Source organism: Staphylococcus haemolyticus (assembly GCF_006094395.1).
In the GTDB taxonomy this organism is placed as follows: Bacteria; Bacillota; Bacilli; order Staphylococcales; family Staphylococcaceae; genus Staphylococcus; species Staphylococcus haemolyticus.
This window is the reverse complement of record NZ_CP035291.1, coordinates 1,651,975-1,669,706: the sequence shown is the minus strand read 5'-3', so window position 1 is coordinate 1,669,706 and position 17,732 is coordinate 1,651,975. Positions and strand designations below refer to the sequence as shown.

Annotated in this window: 18 protein-coding genes; 16 read left to right on the top strand and 2 right to left on the bottom strand. The window is 33.1% G+C overall.

Features of this window, described 5'->3' with window-relative positions; all coding sequences use genetic code 11:
* Positions 1–14: 14 nt before the first annotated feature.
* From gmk to priA, 4 genes are all read left to right on the top strand, one after another.
* Positions 15–638 (top strand): guanylate kinase, encoded by a 624-nt coding sequence (gene gmk / locus EQ029_RS07990; protein WP_016930696.1) that lies wholly within the window; start codon positions 15–17, stop codon positions 636–638.
* Positions 638–850, top strand: coding sequence for a DNA-directed RNA polymerase subunit omega (gene rpoZ / locus EQ029_RS07985; RefSeq protein WP_011275989.1), 213 nt, complete (start codon positions 638–640; stop codon positions 848–850). Before gmk ends, rpoZ begins: the two co-directional genes overlap by 1 nt.
* Positions 851–1,012: 162 nt before the next feature.
* A complete protein-coding gene (coaBC, locus tag EQ029_RS07980) occupies positions 1,013–2,212 on the top strand; it encodes a bifunctional phosphopantothenoylcysteine decarboxylase/phosphopantothenate--cysteine ligase CoaBC (protein ID WP_011275988.1) in 1,200 nt (399 codons plus the stop codon).
* Positions 2,212–4,620 carry a primosomal protein N' gene (gene priA / locus EQ029_RS07975; protein ID WP_016930695.1) on the top strand — a complete coding sequence of 803 codons (2,409 nt, stop codon included), beginning with the start codon at positions 2,212–2,214 and terminating at the stop codon, positions 4,618–4,620. The genes coaBC and priA overlap by 1 nt, the downstream gene beginning before the upstream one ends.
* A gap of 62 nt (positions 4,621–4,682) precedes the next feature.
* On the opposite strand, the gene EQ029_RS07970 is transcribed toward priA, so the two are convergent.
* Entirely contained in the window at positions 4,683–4,886 is a 204-nt protein-coding gene (locus tag EQ029_RS07970; RefSeq protein ID WP_011275986.1) for a TM2 domain-containing protein, read from the bottom strand.
* 177 nt (positions 4,887–5,063) lie between these two features.
* On the opposite strand from EQ029_RS07970, the gene EQ029_RS07965 reads away from it, so the two are divergent.
* The 9 genes from EQ029_RS07965 (at position 5,064) to EQ029_RS07925 (ending at position 14,017) form a co-directional block, all read left to right on the top strand.
* Positions 5,064–5,552, top strand: a complete 489-nt coding sequence (locus EQ029_RS07965) for a peptide deformylase (RefSeq protein ID WP_016930694.1) — start codon at positions 5,064–5,066, stop codon at positions 5,550–5,552.
* Positions 5,545–6,477 (top strand): methionyl-tRNA formyltransferase, encoded by a 933-nt coding sequence (gene fmt / locus EQ029_RS07960; protein ID WP_029376616.1) that lies wholly within the window; start codon positions 5,545–5,547, stop codon positions 6,475–6,477. The genes EQ029_RS07965 and fmt overlap by 8 nt, the downstream gene beginning before the upstream one ends.
* Entirely contained in the window at positions 6,474–7,781 is a 1,308-nt protein-coding gene (gene rsmB, locus EQ029_RS07955) for a 16S rRNA (cytosine(967)-C(5))-methyltransferase RsmB (RefSeq protein WP_011275983.1), read from the top strand. The genes fmt and rsmB overlap by 4 nt, the downstream gene beginning before the upstream one ends.
* A gap of 1 nt (position 7,782) precedes the next feature.
* The gene (gene rlmN, locus EQ029_RS07950; protein ID WP_011275982.1) at positions 7,783–8,877 is read left to right on the top strand and encodes a dual-specificity RNA methyltransferase RlmN; all 1,095 of its coding nucleotides are present in this window, start codon (positions 7,783–7,785) and stop codon (positions 8,875–8,877) included.
* Positions 8,878–8,882: 5 nt separating this feature from the next.
* Positions 8,883–9,626, top strand: coding sequence for a Stp1/IreP family PP2C-type Ser/Thr phosphatase (locus EQ029_RS07945; RefSeq protein WP_011275981.1), 744 nt, complete (start codon positions 8,883–8,885; stop codon positions 9,624–9,626).
* On the top strand, positions 9,623–11,650 hold the full coding sequence (pknB, locus tag EQ029_RS07940; RefSeq protein ID WP_011275980.1) for a Stk1 family PASTA domain-containing Ser/Thr kinase: 2,028 nt from the start codon (positions 9,623–9,625) through the stop codon (positions 11,648–11,650). The genes EQ029_RS07945 and pknB overlap by 4 nt, the downstream gene beginning before the upstream one ends.
* A 198-nt stretch (positions 11,651–11,848) precedes the next feature.
* A complete protein-coding gene (rsgA, locus tag EQ029_RS07935; protein ID WP_011275979.1) occupies positions 11,849–12,724 on the top strand; it encodes a ribosome small subunit-dependent GTPase A in 876 nt (291 codons plus the stop codon).
* On the top strand, positions 12,724–13,368 hold the full coding sequence (gene rpe, locus EQ029_RS07930; protein WP_011275978.1) for a ribulose-phosphate 3-epimerase: 645 nt from the start codon (positions 12,724–12,726) through the stop codon (positions 13,366–13,368). The genes rsgA and rpe overlap by 1 nt, the downstream gene beginning before the upstream one ends.
* A gap of 7 nt (positions 13,369–13,375) precedes the next feature.
* Positions 13,376–14,017, top strand: coding sequence for a thiamine diphosphokinase (locus tag EQ029_RS07925; protein WP_011275977.1), 642 nt, complete (start codon positions 13,376–13,378; stop codon positions 14,015–14,017).
* A 60-nt stretch (positions 14,018–14,077) separates the two neighbouring features.
* On the opposite strand, the gene rpmB is transcribed toward EQ029_RS07925, so the two are convergent.
* Complete coding sequence (gene rpmB / locus EQ029_RS07920; protein WP_011275976.1) at positions 14,078–14,266, bottom strand: 50S ribosomal protein L28; 189 nt, start codon at positions 14,264–14,266, stop codon at positions 14,078–14,080.
* Between the two features lie 282 nt (positions 14,267–14,548).
* Between rpmB and EQ029_RS07915 the strand changes: the two genes are divergently transcribed.
* The 3 genes from EQ029_RS07915 (at position 14,549) to EQ029_RS07905 (ending at position 17,582) form a co-directional block, all read left to right on the top strand.
* Positions 14,549–14,917, top strand: a complete 369-nt coding sequence (locus tag EQ029_RS07915; RefSeq protein ID WP_011275975.1) for an Asp23/Gls24 family envelope stress response protein — start codon at positions 14,549–14,551, stop codon at positions 14,915–14,917.
* A gap of 20 nt (positions 14,918–14,937) precedes the next feature.
* Positions 14,938–16,596 carry a fatty acid kinase catalytic subunit FakA gene (gene fakA / locus EQ029_RS07910; protein WP_011275974.1) on the top strand — a complete coding sequence of 553 codons (1,659 nt, stop codon included), beginning with the start codon at positions 14,938–14,940 and terminating at the stop codon, positions 16,594–16,596.
* Between the two features lie 185 nt (positions 16,597–16,781).
* Entirely contained in the window at positions 16,782–17,582 is an 801-nt protein-coding gene (locus EQ029_RS07905) for a thermonuclease family protein (protein WP_011275973.1), read from the top strand.
* Positions 17,583–17,732: the final 150 nt, after the last annotated feature.

The window sequence follows — 17,732 nt, the reverse complement described above, 5'->3', positions numbered from 1 at the left end:
AGAGGTCGTAAGGCATGGATAATGAAAAAGGATTACTAATTGTTCTTTCAGGTCCTTCAGGAGTAGGCAAAGGAACTGTTCGCAAAGAGATATTTGATGATCCAACTACATCATATAAGTACTCTATTTCAATGACGACACGAAATATGCGTGAAGGTGAAGTTGATGGTGTAGATTACTTTTTTAAGACGAAAGAAGAATTTGAAGCTTTAATTCAGGAAGATCAATTTATTGAATATGCTGAATACGTTGGAAATTACTATGGTACACCTGTTCAATATGTTAAGGATACGATGGCTGCTGGACATGATGTGTTCTTAGAAATCGAAGTAGAGGGTGCCAAACAAGTAAGAAAGAAATTTCCAGATGCATTATTTATCTTCCTTGCACCACCTAGCTTAGATCATTTGAAAGAACGTTTAGTTGGACGTGGCACTGAATCAGACGAGAAGATACAATCCAGAGTTAATGAAGCACGTAAAGAAGTAGAGATGATGAATCTTTATGACTATGTTGTGGTAAACGATGAAGTCCATTTAGCGAAAGAACGTATTCAATCAATTGTTGAAGCAGAACACTTAAAACGCGAACGTGTTGAAGCTATATATAGAAAAATGTTATTGGAGGCCAAAAAATAATGTTAAACCCACCATTAAACCAGTTACAATCTAAAATTAATTCTAAATATTTAATTGCTACGACTGCAGCTAAGCGTGCACGTGAATTAGATGAAAGACCTGAAACTGCTTTATTAAGTGGATATCATTCAGCTAAACCTGTTGGTGAAGCGTTAGAAGAAATTGCTAGCGGTAAAATTACACCAGTAGTTTCTGATGAATTCACAATGTAAAAAACGAATTAAATATAATTTTTTATATGCACATCTTATTGATTTAAGTATAACCACTTTTCAATAAGATGTGTCTTTTTAATTAAACGTTTAATTTGTGTATAATAAATTTAATATAAATTATGATTAATAATCGAGATAGTAAAAGGGAGAAATACGATTATGAAACACATTTTACTAGCTGTTACAGGTGGTATTGCAGCATATAAAGCAATAGATTTAACGAGCAAATTAACACAAGCCGGTTACGATGTACGTGTGATGTTATCAGAACATGCTCAAGAATTTGTTACTCCACTCGCTTTCCAAGCTATTAGTAGAAATCCAGTATATACTAATACGTTTAAGGAAGAGAATCCACAAGAAATTCAACATATCGCACTAGGTGATTGGGCAGATGCGATTGTAGTTGCCCCAGCTACTGCCAATGTGATAGCTAAATTAAGTGTGGGAATAGCAGATGATATTCTGACATCAACCTTGATAGCTACTGAGACGCCAAAGTTTATTGCCCCAGCAATGAATGTACATATGTATGAGAACAACCGCACGCAACATAATATTAACGTTTTAATGGAAGATGGATATCACTTTATTGAACCTGGGGATGGTTATTTAGCGTGTGGTTATGTTGCTAAAGGACGAATGGAAGAACCTTTGCAGATTGTTAAAGTCTTGAATGATTTTTTTAATTCTCAAAAGATAAAAGAAGAGAGTTCATTTAAAGGTAAACATGCGTTAGTGACAGCTGGACCAACTGTCGAGGTGATTGACCCAGTTCGTTTTGTATCAAATCGTTCTTCAGGAAAAATGGGTTACGCTTTAGCTGAGGCATTAAGAAATAGAGGCGCACACGTTACATTAGTAACTGGACCAACACAACTAGCTGATCCGATTGGTGTAGATGTTATTCATATTGAAAGTGCAGAGGAAATGTTTGAAGCGGTGACGACACGTTTTGATAAGCAAGATATAGTTATTAAAGCAGCAGCTGTTTCAGATTATACGCCAATGGAAGTATTAGATCATAAAATGAAAAAGCAAGATGGCGATTTAGCTGTGACGTTTAAACGTACTAAAGATATTCTGAAATATTTAGGTGAACATAAAAGACAACAATACTTAGTTGGGTTCGCTGCTGAAACGCAAAATATAGAAGCATATGCACAAGATAAGTTAAAACGAAAAAATGCAGATGTCATTATTTCAAATAATGTAGGTGACAAGACGATTGGTTTTAAATCAGATGATAATGAATTGACAATGCATTTTAAAAATAAAGAAATGATTAATATTAAGAGAGGCAAAAAAGTTCAATTAGCTGAACAAATTTTAGATGAATTAGAAACTAGGTGGCAATAATGATTGCAAAGGTAATAGTAGATATTCCTTCTAAGAGCGTTGACTTCAAATTTGATTATCTTATACCTAAAAATTTAGAAGCGTTTATTCAAGTTGGCGTCAGAGTTGTAGTTCCATTCGGTCCTCGTACAATTCAAGGATACGTGATGAATATTGAAACCGAACCAAGTGATGATATTAATCTTGAAAAACTTAAAGAAATCAAAGAAGTCCAAGATATAAAGCCTGAATTAACTTCTGAATTAATTCAATTAAGTGAATGGATTAGCCATTATCATGTATCAAAAAGTATTTCTGTATTAGAGGTCATGTTACCGAGTGCTATCAAAGCTAAATATACTAAAGTCTTTGAAGTTGTGAAACATAATGATATGGATGAGCAGTTGCTGAAATTTTTTGATTCCGACGGTCAATATAAGTATAAAGATGCTCAAAAAAATGACCATCTTCCTATTTTAAATAAACTCTTAAAGGCTGGGACTGTAAAAGAAGTAACTCTATTATCTCAAAACATTAAAAAGAAAACACAGAAAGCTGTACGTATTATAGATGGATATCATCCAGATGAAGTCCTTGCTAAACTTGAGAAAAAATTCAAACAATATGATGTATATGCTTACCTTCTAGATGAGCGCCATAAAACTGTCTTTTTAAAAGATATGGAAGAAATGGGTTTTTCTAAATCAAGTATTGATGGATTAGTTAAAAAAGGTTTTATTGAAAAATATAATGCTGAAGTAGAGCGTGATCCTTTTGCTAATCGAGTGTTTGAACAAGAAGAGAAACGAGAACTGACTTCAGAACAACGTATTGCTTATGAAAATATTAAAGAGAAAATTAATAATAGTGAACAACGAACATTCTTACTACATGGCGTGACAGGTTCAGGTAAAACTGAAGTTTACTTGCAAACAATTGAAGAAGTACTTAATAAAGGTAAAGAAGCAATGATGTTAGTCCCTGAAATTGCTTTAACACCTCAGATGGTTTTACGATTTAAGCGTCGTTTTGGTGATGATGTAGCAGTATTACATTCTGGCTTATCTAATGGTGAACGGTACGACGAATGGCAAAAGATTAGAGACGGTAGAGCCCGTGTAAGCGTGGGAGCTCGTTCAAGCATTTTTGCCCCTTTTAAAAATTTAGGAATTATCATTATAGATGAAGAACATGAATCAACGTATAAACAAGAGGATTATCCCCGATATCACGCGAGAGATATTGCTGAATGGAGAAGTCAATTTCATCAATGTCCACTAGTCTTAGGAAGTGCAACACCAAGTTTAGAATCATATGCGCGTACTGAAAAAGGTGTGTATCAGCTACTAACGTTACCTACAAGGGTTAATCAACAGGCTTTACCTTCAATAGATATTGTTGACATGAGAGAAGAATTAAGCGCTGGCAATCGTTCGATGTTTTCAAATGAATTACGAGAGGCCATTGAAGATCGATTACGTAAAAATGAGCAAATCGTATTATTTCTTAATCGTCGAGGATATGCATCATTTATGTTATGTCGAGATTGTGGTTATGTACCACAATGTCCACACTGTGATATCTCATTAACCTATCATAAGTCTACGGACCAATTAAAATGTCATTATTGTGGTTATCATGAGGTGCCTCCGAATAAGTGTCCTAATTGTGAGAGTTCGCATATACGTCAGGTAGGGACTGGTACACAACGCGTAGAAGAAATCCTACAACAAGAATTTGAAGAAGCGCGTATTATACGAATGGATGTTGACACGACTTCTAGAAAAGGTGCTCACGAGAAATTACTTAATGAATTTGAAGAAGGTAAGGGCGATATTTTATTAGGTACGCAAATGATTGCAAAAGGGTTGGACTATCCCAATATTACATTAGTAGGTGTTTTGAACGCAGATACAATGTTAAATCTACCTGATTTTCGTGCTAGTGAACGAACGTATCAACTATTAACGCAAGTAGCTGGAAGAGCGGGGCGTCATGATAAACCGGGTAGAGTTATTATTCAAACATACAACCCAGAACACTATGCTATTCAAGATGTTCAAAAGAATGATTATCTAACCTTTTATCAAAAAGAGATGGAATACAGAAAGATAGGTAAATATCCACCATACTACTTCTTAATTAATTTTACGATATCTCATAAAAATATGAAAAAAGTGATGGAGGCCTCCAAACATATTCATCAAATTTTATTACAACATCTAACGGATCGCGCGTTAGTATTAGGGCCATCTCCAGCAGCCATCGCACGAATCAACAATGAACATCGTTTTCAAATTTTAGTTAAATATAAGAGCGAACCAGAATTACTGAAAGCACTTCAATATTTAGATGATTATTATCATGAAGCTTATTTAAAGAATAAGCTAGCATTAAAAATAGACATTAATCCGCAAATATTAATGTAAAAAATAAGAGTTACGCAATTATTAGAGATGGAATCCTAAATTGCGTAACTCTTTTACTTTAATTACATTACAACATTTCCGTTTTCATCTGCTGGTCTTAATAATGTTAGAACGCCACTAATAATTGCGATAATGTGTGGAATTCCTGTCCAGAAAAAGGCTAAGTGTAAAAATCCTGACATTGTTTTACCGGCATAAAATTTATGAACGCCGAAACCGCCTAAAAAGAATGCAAGCACAATGTATATAATTTTATTTACTTCCATATTTACACCTCCACTGTTAAATATTGTATTTATTGGTATCCTTAATATATATTTTAAAGGTATAGAAAATAAAAGCAATTAAAACAGATTGAAGTGTCTAAATTTAAGACTAAGGTCGCATTTCAAAGTGAATTAAGTTATAATTATATGATGAATTTTTCAAGAGGAGCATATTTAATGGCGATACAAAAATTAGTCCAGTCAACGCATCCTGTATTAACTAAACAAGCACAACCTATTAAAGCGTATGATGCTACATTAAAAGATTTATTATTAGATTTGGAAGATACATTATATGCAGAAGAGGCCTCAGCTTTATGTGCGCCTCAAATCGGCATAAGTAAACAAGTAGCTATCATTGATATGGAAGTTGAAGGATTATTGCAACTAATCAATCCTAAAATTAAATCAGAATCCAATGATAAAATAATCGATCTTGAAGGCTCTGTAAATTTACCGGGTATATATGGAGAAGTTGAACGTAGTAAAATGATCACAATTGAAGCGAATGATTTAGAAGGTAATACGATTGAACTAACTGCATATGACGATGTAGCTAGAATGATACTGCACATAGTCGATCAAATGAATGGTATACCATTTACAAAACGTGCACAGCATTTATTAACTGATGAAGAAGTGGAGGCGTATTTTGAAAATGACTAAAGTGATATTTATGGGGACACCTGATTTTTCAACTAAGGTATTGGAAATGTTAATAGAAGAACACGACGTTATCGCAGTCGTAACGCAACCTGATAGACCAGTGGGACGTAAACGTGTATTAACACCACCACCTGTTAAACGAGTGGCTGAAGAACACAATTTACCTGTGTTTCAACCAGAAAAATTAGCGCAATCTGACGAATTGGCACAACTGTTACAGTTAGAACCTGATTTAATAGTCACTGCAGCATTCGGACAGTTATTGCCTGATCAGTTATTACAATTACCTAAATTAGGTGCTATTAATGTCCATGCATCATTATTACCTAAATACCGTGGTGGTGCGCCCATACATCAAGCAATTATTGATGGTGAAGCTCAAACAGGAATCACGATCATGTATATGGTTAAAAAGTTAGATGCAGGAAATATTATTTCACAGAAAGCTATTAATATTGAAGATAATGACGATGTAGGTACGATGCATGATAAGCTTAGTGTACTCGGTGCTAATCTACTAAAAGAAACGCTACCTTCAATTGTAAATGGTACTAATGATAGTATTTCACAAGATGACACACAAGCAACATTCGCTTCAAATATTAGCAGAGAAGACGAACGAATTGATTGGACTATGAATGCAAAAGATATTCATAATCATATTCGTGGCTTATCACCATGGCCAGTTGGCTACACTACAATGGATGATACAAACTTGAAATTGTATGCTGCACATATCGTGCATAACAAAAAAGGGCAACCAGGGGAAATCGTCGAAACGACTAAAAAGGCAATCATTGTTGCGACAGGCTCAGATGATGCAATTGCTTTAACAGATATTCAATTAGCCGGCAAGAAACGTATGTTGGCATCAAATTATTTAAGCGGTGTTCAAGAATCGCTAGTTGGGAAAATATTAAAATGACACAATCAGTGAGAGAATTAGCGTTTCAAACAATTCAAGAAATATTTAATGACTACGCATACAGTAATCTGAGAATCAATGAAGTATTGTCAACTGGCGACGTTTCTGATATTGATAAACCATTGTATACTGAACTCGTATATGGGACTGTAAAGAGAAAAATGACATTGGATTTCTATCTTAGACCTTTTGTAAAGACTAAAATAAAAAGTTGGGTCAGACAGCTATTATGGATGAGTTTGTATCAATATATTTATCTAGATAAAGTACCCAATCATGCCATTATCAATGAAGCGGTAAATATTGCAAAACATCGTGGGGGCCCTCATAACGGTAACGTTGTAAATGCAATATTGAGAACAATATTTAGAAGTGAATTGCCAAGTTTAGAATCTATTAAGAATGATAAACAACGTATGGCCGTTGAATATAGCATTCCAAAGTGGATTATTGAACATTGGATTACGCACTATGGTGTTGAAACGACACGAAAGATGGCATCATCATTTTTTGATCAAACTGCGGGTACAGTACGTGTTAATACAAGTAAAAATAAAGTTGAAGATGTCGTGTCAAGTTTACAAAGTGAAGGATATGAAGTTGAAGTCGATGAATTGATTCCATATTGTTTACATTTAAAAGGGCATCCAATTATTGAATCTTCAAACTTTAAGAATGGTAATATTTCTATTCAAGATAAAAGCTCAATGTTTGTAGGATATTTGATGGGTGTTGAAGAAAATGACGTTATTTTAGATGCTTGTAGTGCACCTGGAGGTAAAGCGTGTCACATAGCTGAGTTATTGGCGCCAAGTGGTCACGTGGATGCCACAGATATCCATAAGCATAAAATTGGTTTAATAAAAGAAAACATTGTAAAGTTACAACTTAATAACATTAAAGCTTTTGATCATGATGCAACAAAACCTTACAAAGATGTATATGACAAAATTCTCGTCGATGCACCGTGTAGTGGTTTAGGTGTGCTTAGACATAAGCCAGAAATTAAATATGTTCAAACGCAACAAGATATTCAAGACTTAGTTGAATTACAATTAGAGATATTAGACAATGTAAAAGATAACTTGAAACCTGGTGGTACACTAGTTTATTCAACATGCACTATTGAACAACTTGAAAATGAAAATGTTATTTATACATTTTTAAAAAATAATAAAGACTTCGAATTTGAACTTATGACTCACCCAGTTACCGGTGAACAAGTGAAGACAATACAAATTCTACCCCAAGACTTTAATTCGGATGGCTTTTTCATCACTAAAATAAAAAGAAAGGAAAGTTAAGATGATAACTACTGAAAAAAAGAAGAAAAATAAATTCTTGCCTGATTTTGAAAAACAGTCGATTTACTCATTAAGATATGATGAAATGCAAGAATGGTTAGTAGAACACGGCCAACAAAAATTTAGAGCCAAACAAATATTTGAATGGTTATATCAAAAGCGCGTAGATAGCATTGATGACATGACAAATTTATCCAAAGATTTGCGTCAAGTTTTAAAAGATAATTTTGCAATGACAACATTAACTACTGTTGTTAAACAAGAAAGTAAAGATGGAACAATTAAATTCCTATTTGAACTACAAGATGGCTATACTATTGAAACCGTATTAATGCGTCATGACTATGGGAATTCAGTTTGTGTGACAACTCAAGTTGGTTGTCGTATCGGTTGTACATTCTGTGCCTCAACATTAGGAGGCTTAAAACGTAATTTAGAAGCTGGAGAAATTGTTTCACAAGTCTTAACAGTTCAAAAAGCATTAGATGCAACGGATGAACGTGTATCACAAATTGTTATAATGGGTATTGGTGAACCTTTTGAGAATTATGATGAAATGATGGATTTCTTACGTATAGTTAATGATGACAACAGTTTAAACATCGGTGCACGCCATATTACAGTTTCAACATCAGGTATTATTCCACGTATTTATGATTTTGCCGAAGAAGACATTCAAATTAACTTTGCCGTAAGTTTGCATGCAGCTAAGGATGAAATTCGATCTAAATTAATGCCGATTAACAGAGCATATCATGTAGATAAATTAATGGAAGCAATCAAATATTATCAAGAAAAAACAAATCGCCGTGTGACATTTGAATATGGATTGTTCGGTGGCGTAAATGATCAACTAGAGCACGCACGTGATTTAGCGCATCTTATTAAAGATTTGAATTGTCATGTTAACTTAATCCCAGTTAATCATGTTCCAGAACGAAATTACGTCAAAACACCTAAAGACGATATTTTTAAATTTGAAAAAGAACTAAAACGATTAGGTATTAATGCTACAATTAGAAGAGAACAAGGATCAGATATTGACGCAGCATGTGGACAATTAAGAGCGAAGGAACGACAAGTAGAAACGAGGTAATCACAATGCTAAACGCACAATTTTTCACAGATACTGGACAACATAGAAATAAAAATGAAGATGCAGGAGGTATTTTTTATAACCAAACCCAACAACAGTTATTAGTATTATGTGATGGTATGGGTGGTCATAAAGCGGGGGAAATTGCAAGTCAGTTTGTTACTTATGAACTTCAAAAACGTTTTGAAGATGAGAATTTTATAGAGTATGAACAAGCCGAAACTTGGTTGCGTTTTAATTTAAAAGAGATTAATCGTGAACTATTTGAATATGCTCAAACTAATGAAGAATACAAAGGTATGGGTACAACATGCGTTTGTGCCCTTGTATTCGATAAACAATTGGTAGTGGCCAATATAGGGGATTCTAGAGCCTATCTAATTAACTCTAGAGAAATTGAACAAATTACTTACGATCATTCGTTTGTAAATCACTTAGTGATGACAGGTCAAATAACTGAAGAAGAAGCTTTTACACACCCGCAACGTAATATTATTACTAAAGTAATGGGGACAGATAAACGAGTGAGTCCAGATATATTTACAAAACGATTTAATCATTATGACTTTATAATGTTAAATTCTGATGGTTTAACGGACTATGTCAGAGGTGAAAGTATTCATGAGTCTTTTAATGAATCATTATCATTAGAAGAACATGGGGAGCAACTAATTCAATTAGCATTAAATCATGATTCAAAAGATAACATCAGTGTCTTAATAGCAGCTATTGAAGGTGATCGTCTATGATTGGAAAGATAGTTAGTGAACGTTACAAAATAGTAGATAAGCTTGGTGGCGGGGGTATGAGTACCGTTTACTTAGCAGAAGATACCATTTTAAATCGTGAAGTAGCGATTAAAGCAATCTCTATTCCTCAGAATGAAAAAGAAGAAACGATGAAGCGTTTCGAACGAGAAGTTAACAATGCGACACAACTTTCACATGAAAACATTGTTGAAGTATATGATGTTCAAGAAGATGAAGAGTGCTTCTTTCTAATTATGGAATATATAGATGGACCTACTTTATCAGAATATATACATAGCCATGGACCTTTAAGTGTAGATACAGCCATTGATTTCACGAATCAGATTTTAAAAGGTGTGGCACAAGCGCATGAAAAACTTATCATACATAGAGATATAAAACCTCAGAACATTTTAATTGATAAGAACAAAACACTAAAAATCTTTGACTTTGGAATTGCAAAGGCGTTAAGTGAAACATCTATGACACAGACGAATCATGTATTAGGAACAGTTCAGTATCTTTCACCAGAACAAGCTAAAGGTGAAACTACGAATGAAGCAACTGATATCTATTCCATCGGTATCGTTCTTTACGAAATGTTAGTTGGTGAACCGCCTTTTAATGGTGAGACAGCCGTTAGTATCGCAATAAAACATATTCAAGATTCAATTCCAAACGTAACGGAGTTAAGATCTGAAATACCTCAATCACTAAGTAATGTCGTACTTAGAGCAACGGAGAAGAAAGCCTCTGATCGCTATCAAAGTGTTAAAGATATGAAAGAAGATTTAAGTAGTGTGCTTGTGTCTAGTCGTGCTAATGAAAAGAAGCATTCTATTGAAGAAGATGAGACTAATACGGTATCGATTGATAGACAAGATATTAAAAGTAAAATAAAAGAAGAAAATGAACAAAAACAAATTGCACAAACGATGCAAATACCGATTGTTAATGAGCATCATTTTCAAACGAGCGAAGCACAAATCTATGAACCACCTAAGAAAAAACGTTCAAAAAAGAAGAAATTCGCTATTGCGCTTATTTTACTTTTATTAGTCGCAAGTTTATTTGGTTTTATAGCGATGGGCATGTTTGGTAGTAAATATGCGGAAGTGCCTGATCTTAAAGGTAAAACTGAAAAAGAAGCGGAAAAAATACTGCGACAATCTCATTTAGAAATTGGTAATATCTCTAGAGATTACAGTGATGATTATCCGGAAAATAAAATAATAAAGACTAAACCAAAACAAGGTGAAAGAGTTAATCAGCATGAAAAAGTAGATATTGTGCTTTCAAAAGGGCCTGAACGTGCTAAAATGCCTAATGTTATAGGCATGAAAAAAGTAGATGCATTAGATAAATTGAAACAATCTAAACTTGATCATGTGACAGTCAATCAAGAATATAATAATCAAGTACCTAAAGGTGCTATAGCTAAGCAAAGTGTTAATCCTGATAGTTATGTTCGCATAAACGATCATCAAATTACTTTAACCGAATCATTAGGTGTTAAAAAGGTATATGTTAAAAATTATGAAAATAAAAATTATCAAACTGCAAAGAAAGAACTTGAAAAAAATGGTCTGAAAGTACAAATGACGACAGAATCAAGTAATAATGTTAAAAAAGATAATATTATTTCACAAAGCCCTAAAAATACAGAGGTTGAAGAGGGAAGTACAGTTCAATTCATTGTTTCAAAAGGAAAAACATCTTCAAAAGATGAAGACAAAGATTCAGAGAAATCTAAATCTTCTAGTGAAGACAAGTCTGATGATACACAAAAAGTTAAGAATTATACAGAAACATATCACATCCCATATACGGGAGATGACGAAAGTCAAAAAGTTCAAGTTTACATTAGAGATAAGGACAATAGTGGCACATCTGCTAGCCAAACGTTTAGTATAAAAGATGACAAAACGATAACGATTCCGCTTAAAATTGAGCAAGGCTCAGACGCGGGCTATACGATCAGAGTTGATGGCGATGTAATTGCAGATAAAGATATAGAATATTAAATTTAACCCTTTTAGTGAATGGAATAATGCACATTCGCTAAAAGGGTTTCTTAGTAAAAAAACATACCATAAAATTGTTATGTAAACTAAAAATAAATATATAATGATAAATTATTTCTTCAATTCACTTCTGCATATAATAATCTTCAAGCATTTGCTATAATAATTTAATATAAATAATGATTAAGAGGTGTCATTTTGGAAACTGGACGAATTATCAAACTAATTAGTGGTGTCTATCAAGTAGATGTTGATGGAACTTTATATGATACTAAACCACGCGGTCTTTTCAGAAAGAAGAAATTTTCACCAATTGTGGGGGATATTGTTGATTTTGAAATCCAAAACACAAGTGAAGGCTATATTCATCACGTTCATGAGCGTCATAATGAATTGAAACGACCACCAGTTAGTAATATTGATGGCTTAATCATCGTGATGAGCGCTGTAGAACCAGATTTTTCAACGCAATTGTTAGATCGCTTCTTGGTTATTGCGCATTCGTATGATTTAGAACCGAGTATTCTAGTGACTAAAAAGGATTTAGCCTCTGAAAATGAAATTGAACAAATTAATGCTTGGTTAAAAATTTATGAAGAAATTGGTTACAATACGCAATTTGTAGGCAAGCATACGAGTCAACAAGAAGTTGTGGCAACATGGCCTAAAGGGCTCATTGTATTAAGTGGTCAATCAGGTGTAGGTAAATCGACGTTTATCAATGCGTTTAAACCAGAACTAAATTTAGAAACTAATCATATCTCTAAATCACTTAATCGTGGTAAACATACAACTAGACATGTAGAGTTGTTTGAAAGAGAATCTGGTTTTATCGCGGATACACCTGGATTTAGTGCGCTAGATTTCGGTCATATTGATAAAGATGAATTGAAGCATTATTTTATAGAAATGAATCGCTTTGGTGAGGAATGTAAATTTAGAAATTGTAACCACATTAAGGAACCAAAGTGTCATGTCAAACAGCAATTGGAAAATGGTTATTTAGCACAATTTCGCTATGATCACTATATTCAATTATATAATGAAATCTCAAATAGAAAGGTCAGATATTAATGAAGAAAATCTACCCATCACTTTTATCAGCCGATTTTTTAAATTTAGAGAATGAAATTAAAGCTTTAGAAGAAGCACAAATTGATGGTCTGCACTTTGATGTAATGGATGGTCAATTTGTACCTAATATTTCTATTGGTATTCCTATTCTTGATTCAGTTAGAGCAGCTACTCAATTACCGATTGATGTTCACTTAATGATTGAACAACCTGAACAATATATTAATACCTTTGCTGAACACGGTGCTGACATGATATCAGTACATGTTGAGGCTACACAGCATATTCATAGAGCATTACAAATGATAAAAAATGCCGGAAAGAAAGCTGGCGTTGTAATTAATCCTGGTACACCAGTTGAGTCATTATTACCTGTACTTGAAATTGTTGATTATGTACTTGTTATGACTGTGAATCCAGGATTTGGTGGTCAATCATTTATAGAAGCATGTGCAGCAAAAGTGAAAATTTTAAGAGATTTAAGACAATCATTAAATTTAAATTTTAATATCGAAGTTGATGGTGGTATCAACAATGAAACTATTAAAATATGTGTTGATAATGGGGCAGATATGTTTGTTACTGGTTCTTATTTCTTTAAACAGGAAGATTATGGTAAGGTAACACAATTATTGAAAGGCTGATATAATTATGCGAATCAATTTATTATGTAGTGATCGTCATTTGCCATCAGATGTTTTAGCCACATTGAAACAAGACCACTGGGGCGGGATTGATAGAGGTGCACTTATTCTTATCAATCATTCTATTAATCCAGTTTTTTCAGTTGGAGATTTCGATTCAGTTTCAGAGGAAGAACGTCTTCAATTAAAACACGAATTAAATATCAAACCAGTTAAGGCTGAAAAAGATGATACTGATTTGGCATTAGGTGTAGAGGAAGCTGTAAATAGAGGATTTACAGAAATACATATATATGGCGCAACAGGTGGTAGATTAGATCATTTTATGGGTGTTTTACAAATACTACAAAAGCCCAAATATATAGAGCAAAACATCATAATTATTGTTGAAGATCTACAAAATGAAATTAAGTTATTGAAACAAGGCATTCACGAAATTCACAAATTACAAAGTTATCCATATGTTTCATTTATTCCAGTTAATGAAGTAGTTGCTTTATCATTAAATGGATTTAAATACAATTTAAATAATCAACCTCTTGAAAAAGGATCTACACTTACATTATCGAATGAGGTTAAAGAGAAAGTTGCACAAATCGAAGTACATGATGGACAAGTCTTACAAATTAGAAGTAGAGATGCAAATTAAAATTAAGCAAAAAAAATGCCTTCACCACATATGAAGGCATTTTTTAGTGCATTATATTTATTAAACTCTAGTAACTTTACCAGATTTTAAAGCACGAGCAGAAACCCAAACTTTTTTAGGTTTTCCGTCAACTAAAATTCTAACTTTTTGAAGGTTAGCATTAAATCTGCGTTTATTCGCATTTAAAGCGTGTGAACGATTATTACCAGTCGATGCTTTACGACCTGTTACGTAACATTGTTTACCCATCAAAGTACCTCCTTTAATAAATATAAATACACTTGACTACTTATATACTTAAATAAGATACCATATATGAAATTTTAAAGCAATGAAATTAAAGTCGTTTTCTTTAAAAATGTTTTGAAATTTATAATTTATGGTATAATTGTAAGCTGAGGAGTTATGTAATATATTTAATTAAGTTATTAAGACTTATTTATGGAAGAATCGGTTATTTTCTTTTATGAATTTAATTGTAAATTTTTATAGTTTCGTCATTTTTAAACAAATTTCAGGAGGAATATAAAGATGACAATAGAAATCTCAAATGATTATGGTAAAATCGATATCTCAAATGAAGTCATTGCTTCAGTAGTAGGCAGCAAAGCTGTTGAAAGCTATGGTATTGTAGGTATGGCATCTAGACAACAAGTTAGAGATGGCATTGCCGAAATTTTAGGACATGAAAATTATGCTAGAGGCATTGAAGTAAAAGAAAACAATGGTGTCATTGATATAGATATGTATATTATTGTAAGCTATGGTGTAAAAATTTCAGAAGTAGCAAACAACGTACAATCATCAGTAAAATATACACTTGAAAACTCACTAAATGTTAAAGTGAATTCAATTAATATATTTGTACAAGGTGTAAGACTTAATAATAAGGGCAAGTAGGTATAGGAGGACTTAGCAGGATGATTAGCAAAATTAATGGTAAATTATTTGCCGACATGATAATACAAGGGGCACAAAATTTATCTAATAATGCAGATTTAGTGGATTCTTTAAATGTATACCCTGTGCCAGATGGCGACACAGGAACTAATATGAATCTTACAATTACTTCTGGACGTGAAGAAGTTGAAAACAATTTATCTCAAAGCATTGGTGAATTAGGGAAGACATTCTCTAAAGGATTACTTATGGGTGCTCGTGGCAACTCAGGTGTTATTCTATCTCAATTATTTAGAGGTTTCTGTAAAAATATCGAAACTGAAAATGAAATAAATGCGCAACAACTTGCAAGTAGTTTTCAAGCGGGAGTTGATACAGCTTATAAAGCAGTGATGAAACCGGTTGAAGGTACGATCTTAACTGTTGCTAAAGATGCTGCAAAAGCTGCGGTTAATAAAGCCGAAGAAACAGATGACTGCGTTGAAGTTATGGAATATACAATTGCGGAAGCTGAAAAATCATTAAATAATACGCCAAATCTACTTGCCGTATTAAAAGAAGTTGGTGTAGTAGATAGTGGTGGTAAAGGCTTACTATGTGTGTATGAAGGCTTCTTAAAAGGATTGACAGGTCAAACTATTGAAGCTAAAAAAGAAAAGTTAAACACAGAAGAATTAGTACATGAAGAACATGATTTCCACGGTGTAATAAATACAGAAGATATTAAATACGGCTATTGTACTGAAATGATGGTTCGCTTTGGAAAAGATAAAAGAGCATTTGATGAACAAACATTTAGAACAGATATGAGTCAATTCGGTGATTCTTTACTTGTGATTAATGATGATGAAATTGTTAAAGTGCACGTACATACTGAAACGCCTGGTGAAGTGTTCAACTATGGTCAAGAGTATGGTGAACTTATTAAATTAAAAGTTGAAAATATGCGTGAACAACATCGTGAAGTGATTAGAAAAGAGAAACTAAATCATCATTCTGATGAGCAAGAAGAATCAAAAACAGTTGAGACTGCCATTATCGCGATTTCAATGGGTGATGGTATTTCTGAATTATTTACATCTATGGGTGCGACACATATCATAAGTGGTGGCCAAACAATGAATCCTTCAACAGAAGATATTGTGAAAGTAATTGAGCAATCTCAATGTAAACGTGCCATTATTCTACCAAATAATAAAAATATAAGAATGTCGAGTGATCAAGCAGCAACTTTAGTTGAAGCAGATACAGTTGTAATTCCTACAACATCTATTCCAAAAGGTATTGCGGCATTGTTCCAATACGATCCTTCATCATCACTTGAAGATAATCACTCTCATATGACAACAGCATTAGAATCAGTGAAATCTGGTTCAGTAACATTTGCTGTTCGTGACACTAAAATTGATGGTGTAGAAATTAAAAAAGGCGAATTCATGGGATTGTCAGAAAGCAAAATTGTTACAAGCAATGATGATGAATTTGTTACCGTCACTGGTTTGCTTAAATCTATGCTTAATGAAGATAGTGAAATTTTAACTATCATTGCTGGTGAGGATGCAAATGATGATATCTCTGACAAATTAGTAGAATGGGTTGAAAGTGAATACCCAGATGTTGAAGTAGAAGAACATAATGGTGGACAACCGATTTATCAATATTTATTCTCAGTTGAATAACTAATTTCTAAAATAGCTATGAAGTAATCTATGACTATAGAATGCTTCATAGCTATTTTTCATATGGAGCTAAACTTTCATTTTCTTATAGATGATTTAAAAGATAAAAATATTAAAAATTTTAATAGTATTTTTTATGATATTTAGTATAAAATATATGTATATTAATTATTAGGAGAATACTTATGGGGAACATTTATTTAGTATTTATTTGTCTTATTACTATAAGTCTTATGTTATTTCTTTTTAAAAAGAAGGTTGCCATTGCAAGTTTGTCGATTTTAATAGCATTTACCTCAATACTAGTAGTAATGCCACAGCACATAGTTAATGCGCAAAGTAATGTATTAACAAAAGAGAAAGTTAAATTTGTAAAGGGTATCGACGGAGATACTGTTCAACTTCTTTACAAAGGAAAGAAATTAACTTTTAGATTGTTGCTTATCGATACACCTGAAACTAAAGATCCACGTAAACCTGTTCAAAAATATGGTCCAGAAGCTAGTCGTTTCACGACAAATATGTTAGCGAATGCTCGTACTATTCAAGTGCAGTTTGATAGGGGGCAACGCACAGATAAATATGGTCGTTATTTAGCGTATGTTTATGCTGATGGTAGAATGGTTAACGAAGCCGTTGTAAGACAAGGATTAGCACGAGTAACATACATTTATCCACCTAATAATACGTTCGAACAGATGTTGAAGGTGAGTCAATCGAAAGCTCAAGCTGAAAAGTTAAATATTTGGAGTACGACAACATCGAACTCTAAAACCAAGACGGGTCAGACATCAACTGCCAAGTCTACTGTGAAGCCAACAATACCAAAGACCTCACCTTCAAAAACAACAAAAAAGCAATCTAAAGAATATTATAAAAATTGTACTTTGATGAGAAAGAAATATCCCAATGGAGTTAAAAAAGGACATCCTGCTTATCAATCTAAGTTAGACCGTGATAAAGATGGATGGGCATGTGAAAGATAAGCATTAATCATATAGTAAATTAGGGTGCGGAACAAGAAATTCGTAATGAATATTGTTTCGTACCTTTTTTATAGTGCAAAAGGCGTAACAATCAATTAATCAGCCTAATCATGATAAAATAAAAATTAATATTACAAATACTAGGTGAGA

Excerpts from the sequence above, each read along its gene's own strand:
- gmk (WP_016930696.1), top strand. The coding sequence starts at position 15 with ATGGATAATGAAAAAGGATTACTAATTGTTCTTTCAGGTCCTTCAGGA.
- rpoZ (WP_011275989.1), top strand. The coding sequence starts at position 638 with ATGTTAAACCCACCATTAAACCAGTTACAATCTAAAATTAATTCTAAA.
- coaBC (WP_011275988.1), top strand. The coding sequence starts at position 1,013 with ATGAAACACATTTTACTAGCTGTTACAGGTGGTATTGCAGCATATAAA.
- priA (WP_016930695.1), top strand. The coding sequence starts at position 2,212 with ATGATTGCAAAGGTAATAGTAGATATTCCTTCTAAGAGCGTTGACTTC.
- EQ029_RS07970 (WP_011275986.1), bottom strand. The coding sequence starts at position 4,886 with ATGGAAGTAAATAAAATTATATACATTGTGCTTGCATTCTTTTTAGGC.
- EQ029_RS07965 (WP_016930694.1), top strand. The coding sequence starts at position 5,064 with ATGGCGATACAAAAATTAGTCCAGTCAACGCATCCTGTATTAACTAAA.
- fmt (WP_029376616.1), top strand. The coding sequence starts at position 5,545 with ATGACTAAAGTGATATTTATGGGGACACCTGATTTTTCAACTAAGGTA.
- rsmB (WP_011275983.1), top strand. The coding sequence starts at position 6,474 with ATGACACAATCAGTGAGAGAATTAGCGTTTCAAACAATTCAAGAAATA.
- rlmN (WP_011275982.1), top strand. The coding sequence starts at position 7,783 with ATGATAACTACTGAAAAAAAGAAGAAAAATAAATTCTTGCCTGATTTT.
- EQ029_RS07945 (WP_011275981.1), top strand. The coding sequence starts at position 8,883 with ATGCTAAACGCACAATTTTTCACAGATACTGGACAACATAGAAATAAA.
- pknB (WP_011275980.1), top strand. The coding sequence starts at position 9,623 with ATGATTGGAAAGATAGTTAGTGAACGTTACAAAATAGTAGATAAGCTT.
- rpe (WP_011275978.1), top strand. The coding sequence starts at position 12,724 with ATGAAGAAAATCTACCCATCACTTTTATCAGCCGATTTTTTAAATTTA.
- EQ029_RS07925 (WP_011275977.1), top strand. The coding sequence starts at position 13,376 with ATGCGAATCAATTTATTATGTAGTGATCGTCATTTGCCATCAGATGTT.
- rpmB (WP_011275976.1), bottom strand. The coding sequence starts at position 14,266 with ATGGGTAAACAATGTTACGTAACAGGTCGTAAAGCATCGACTGGTAAT.
- EQ029_RS07915 (WP_011275975.1), top strand. The coding sequence starts at position 14,549 with ATGACAATAGAAATCTCAAATGATTATGGTAAAATCGATATCTCAAAT.
- fakA (WP_011275974.1), top strand. The coding sequence starts at position 14,938 with ATGATTAGCAAAATTAATGGTAAATTATTTGCCGACATGATAATACAA.
- EQ029_RS07905 (WP_011275973.1), top strand. The coding sequence starts at position 16,782 with ATGGGGAACATTTATTTAGTATTTATTTGTCTTATTACTATAAGTCTT.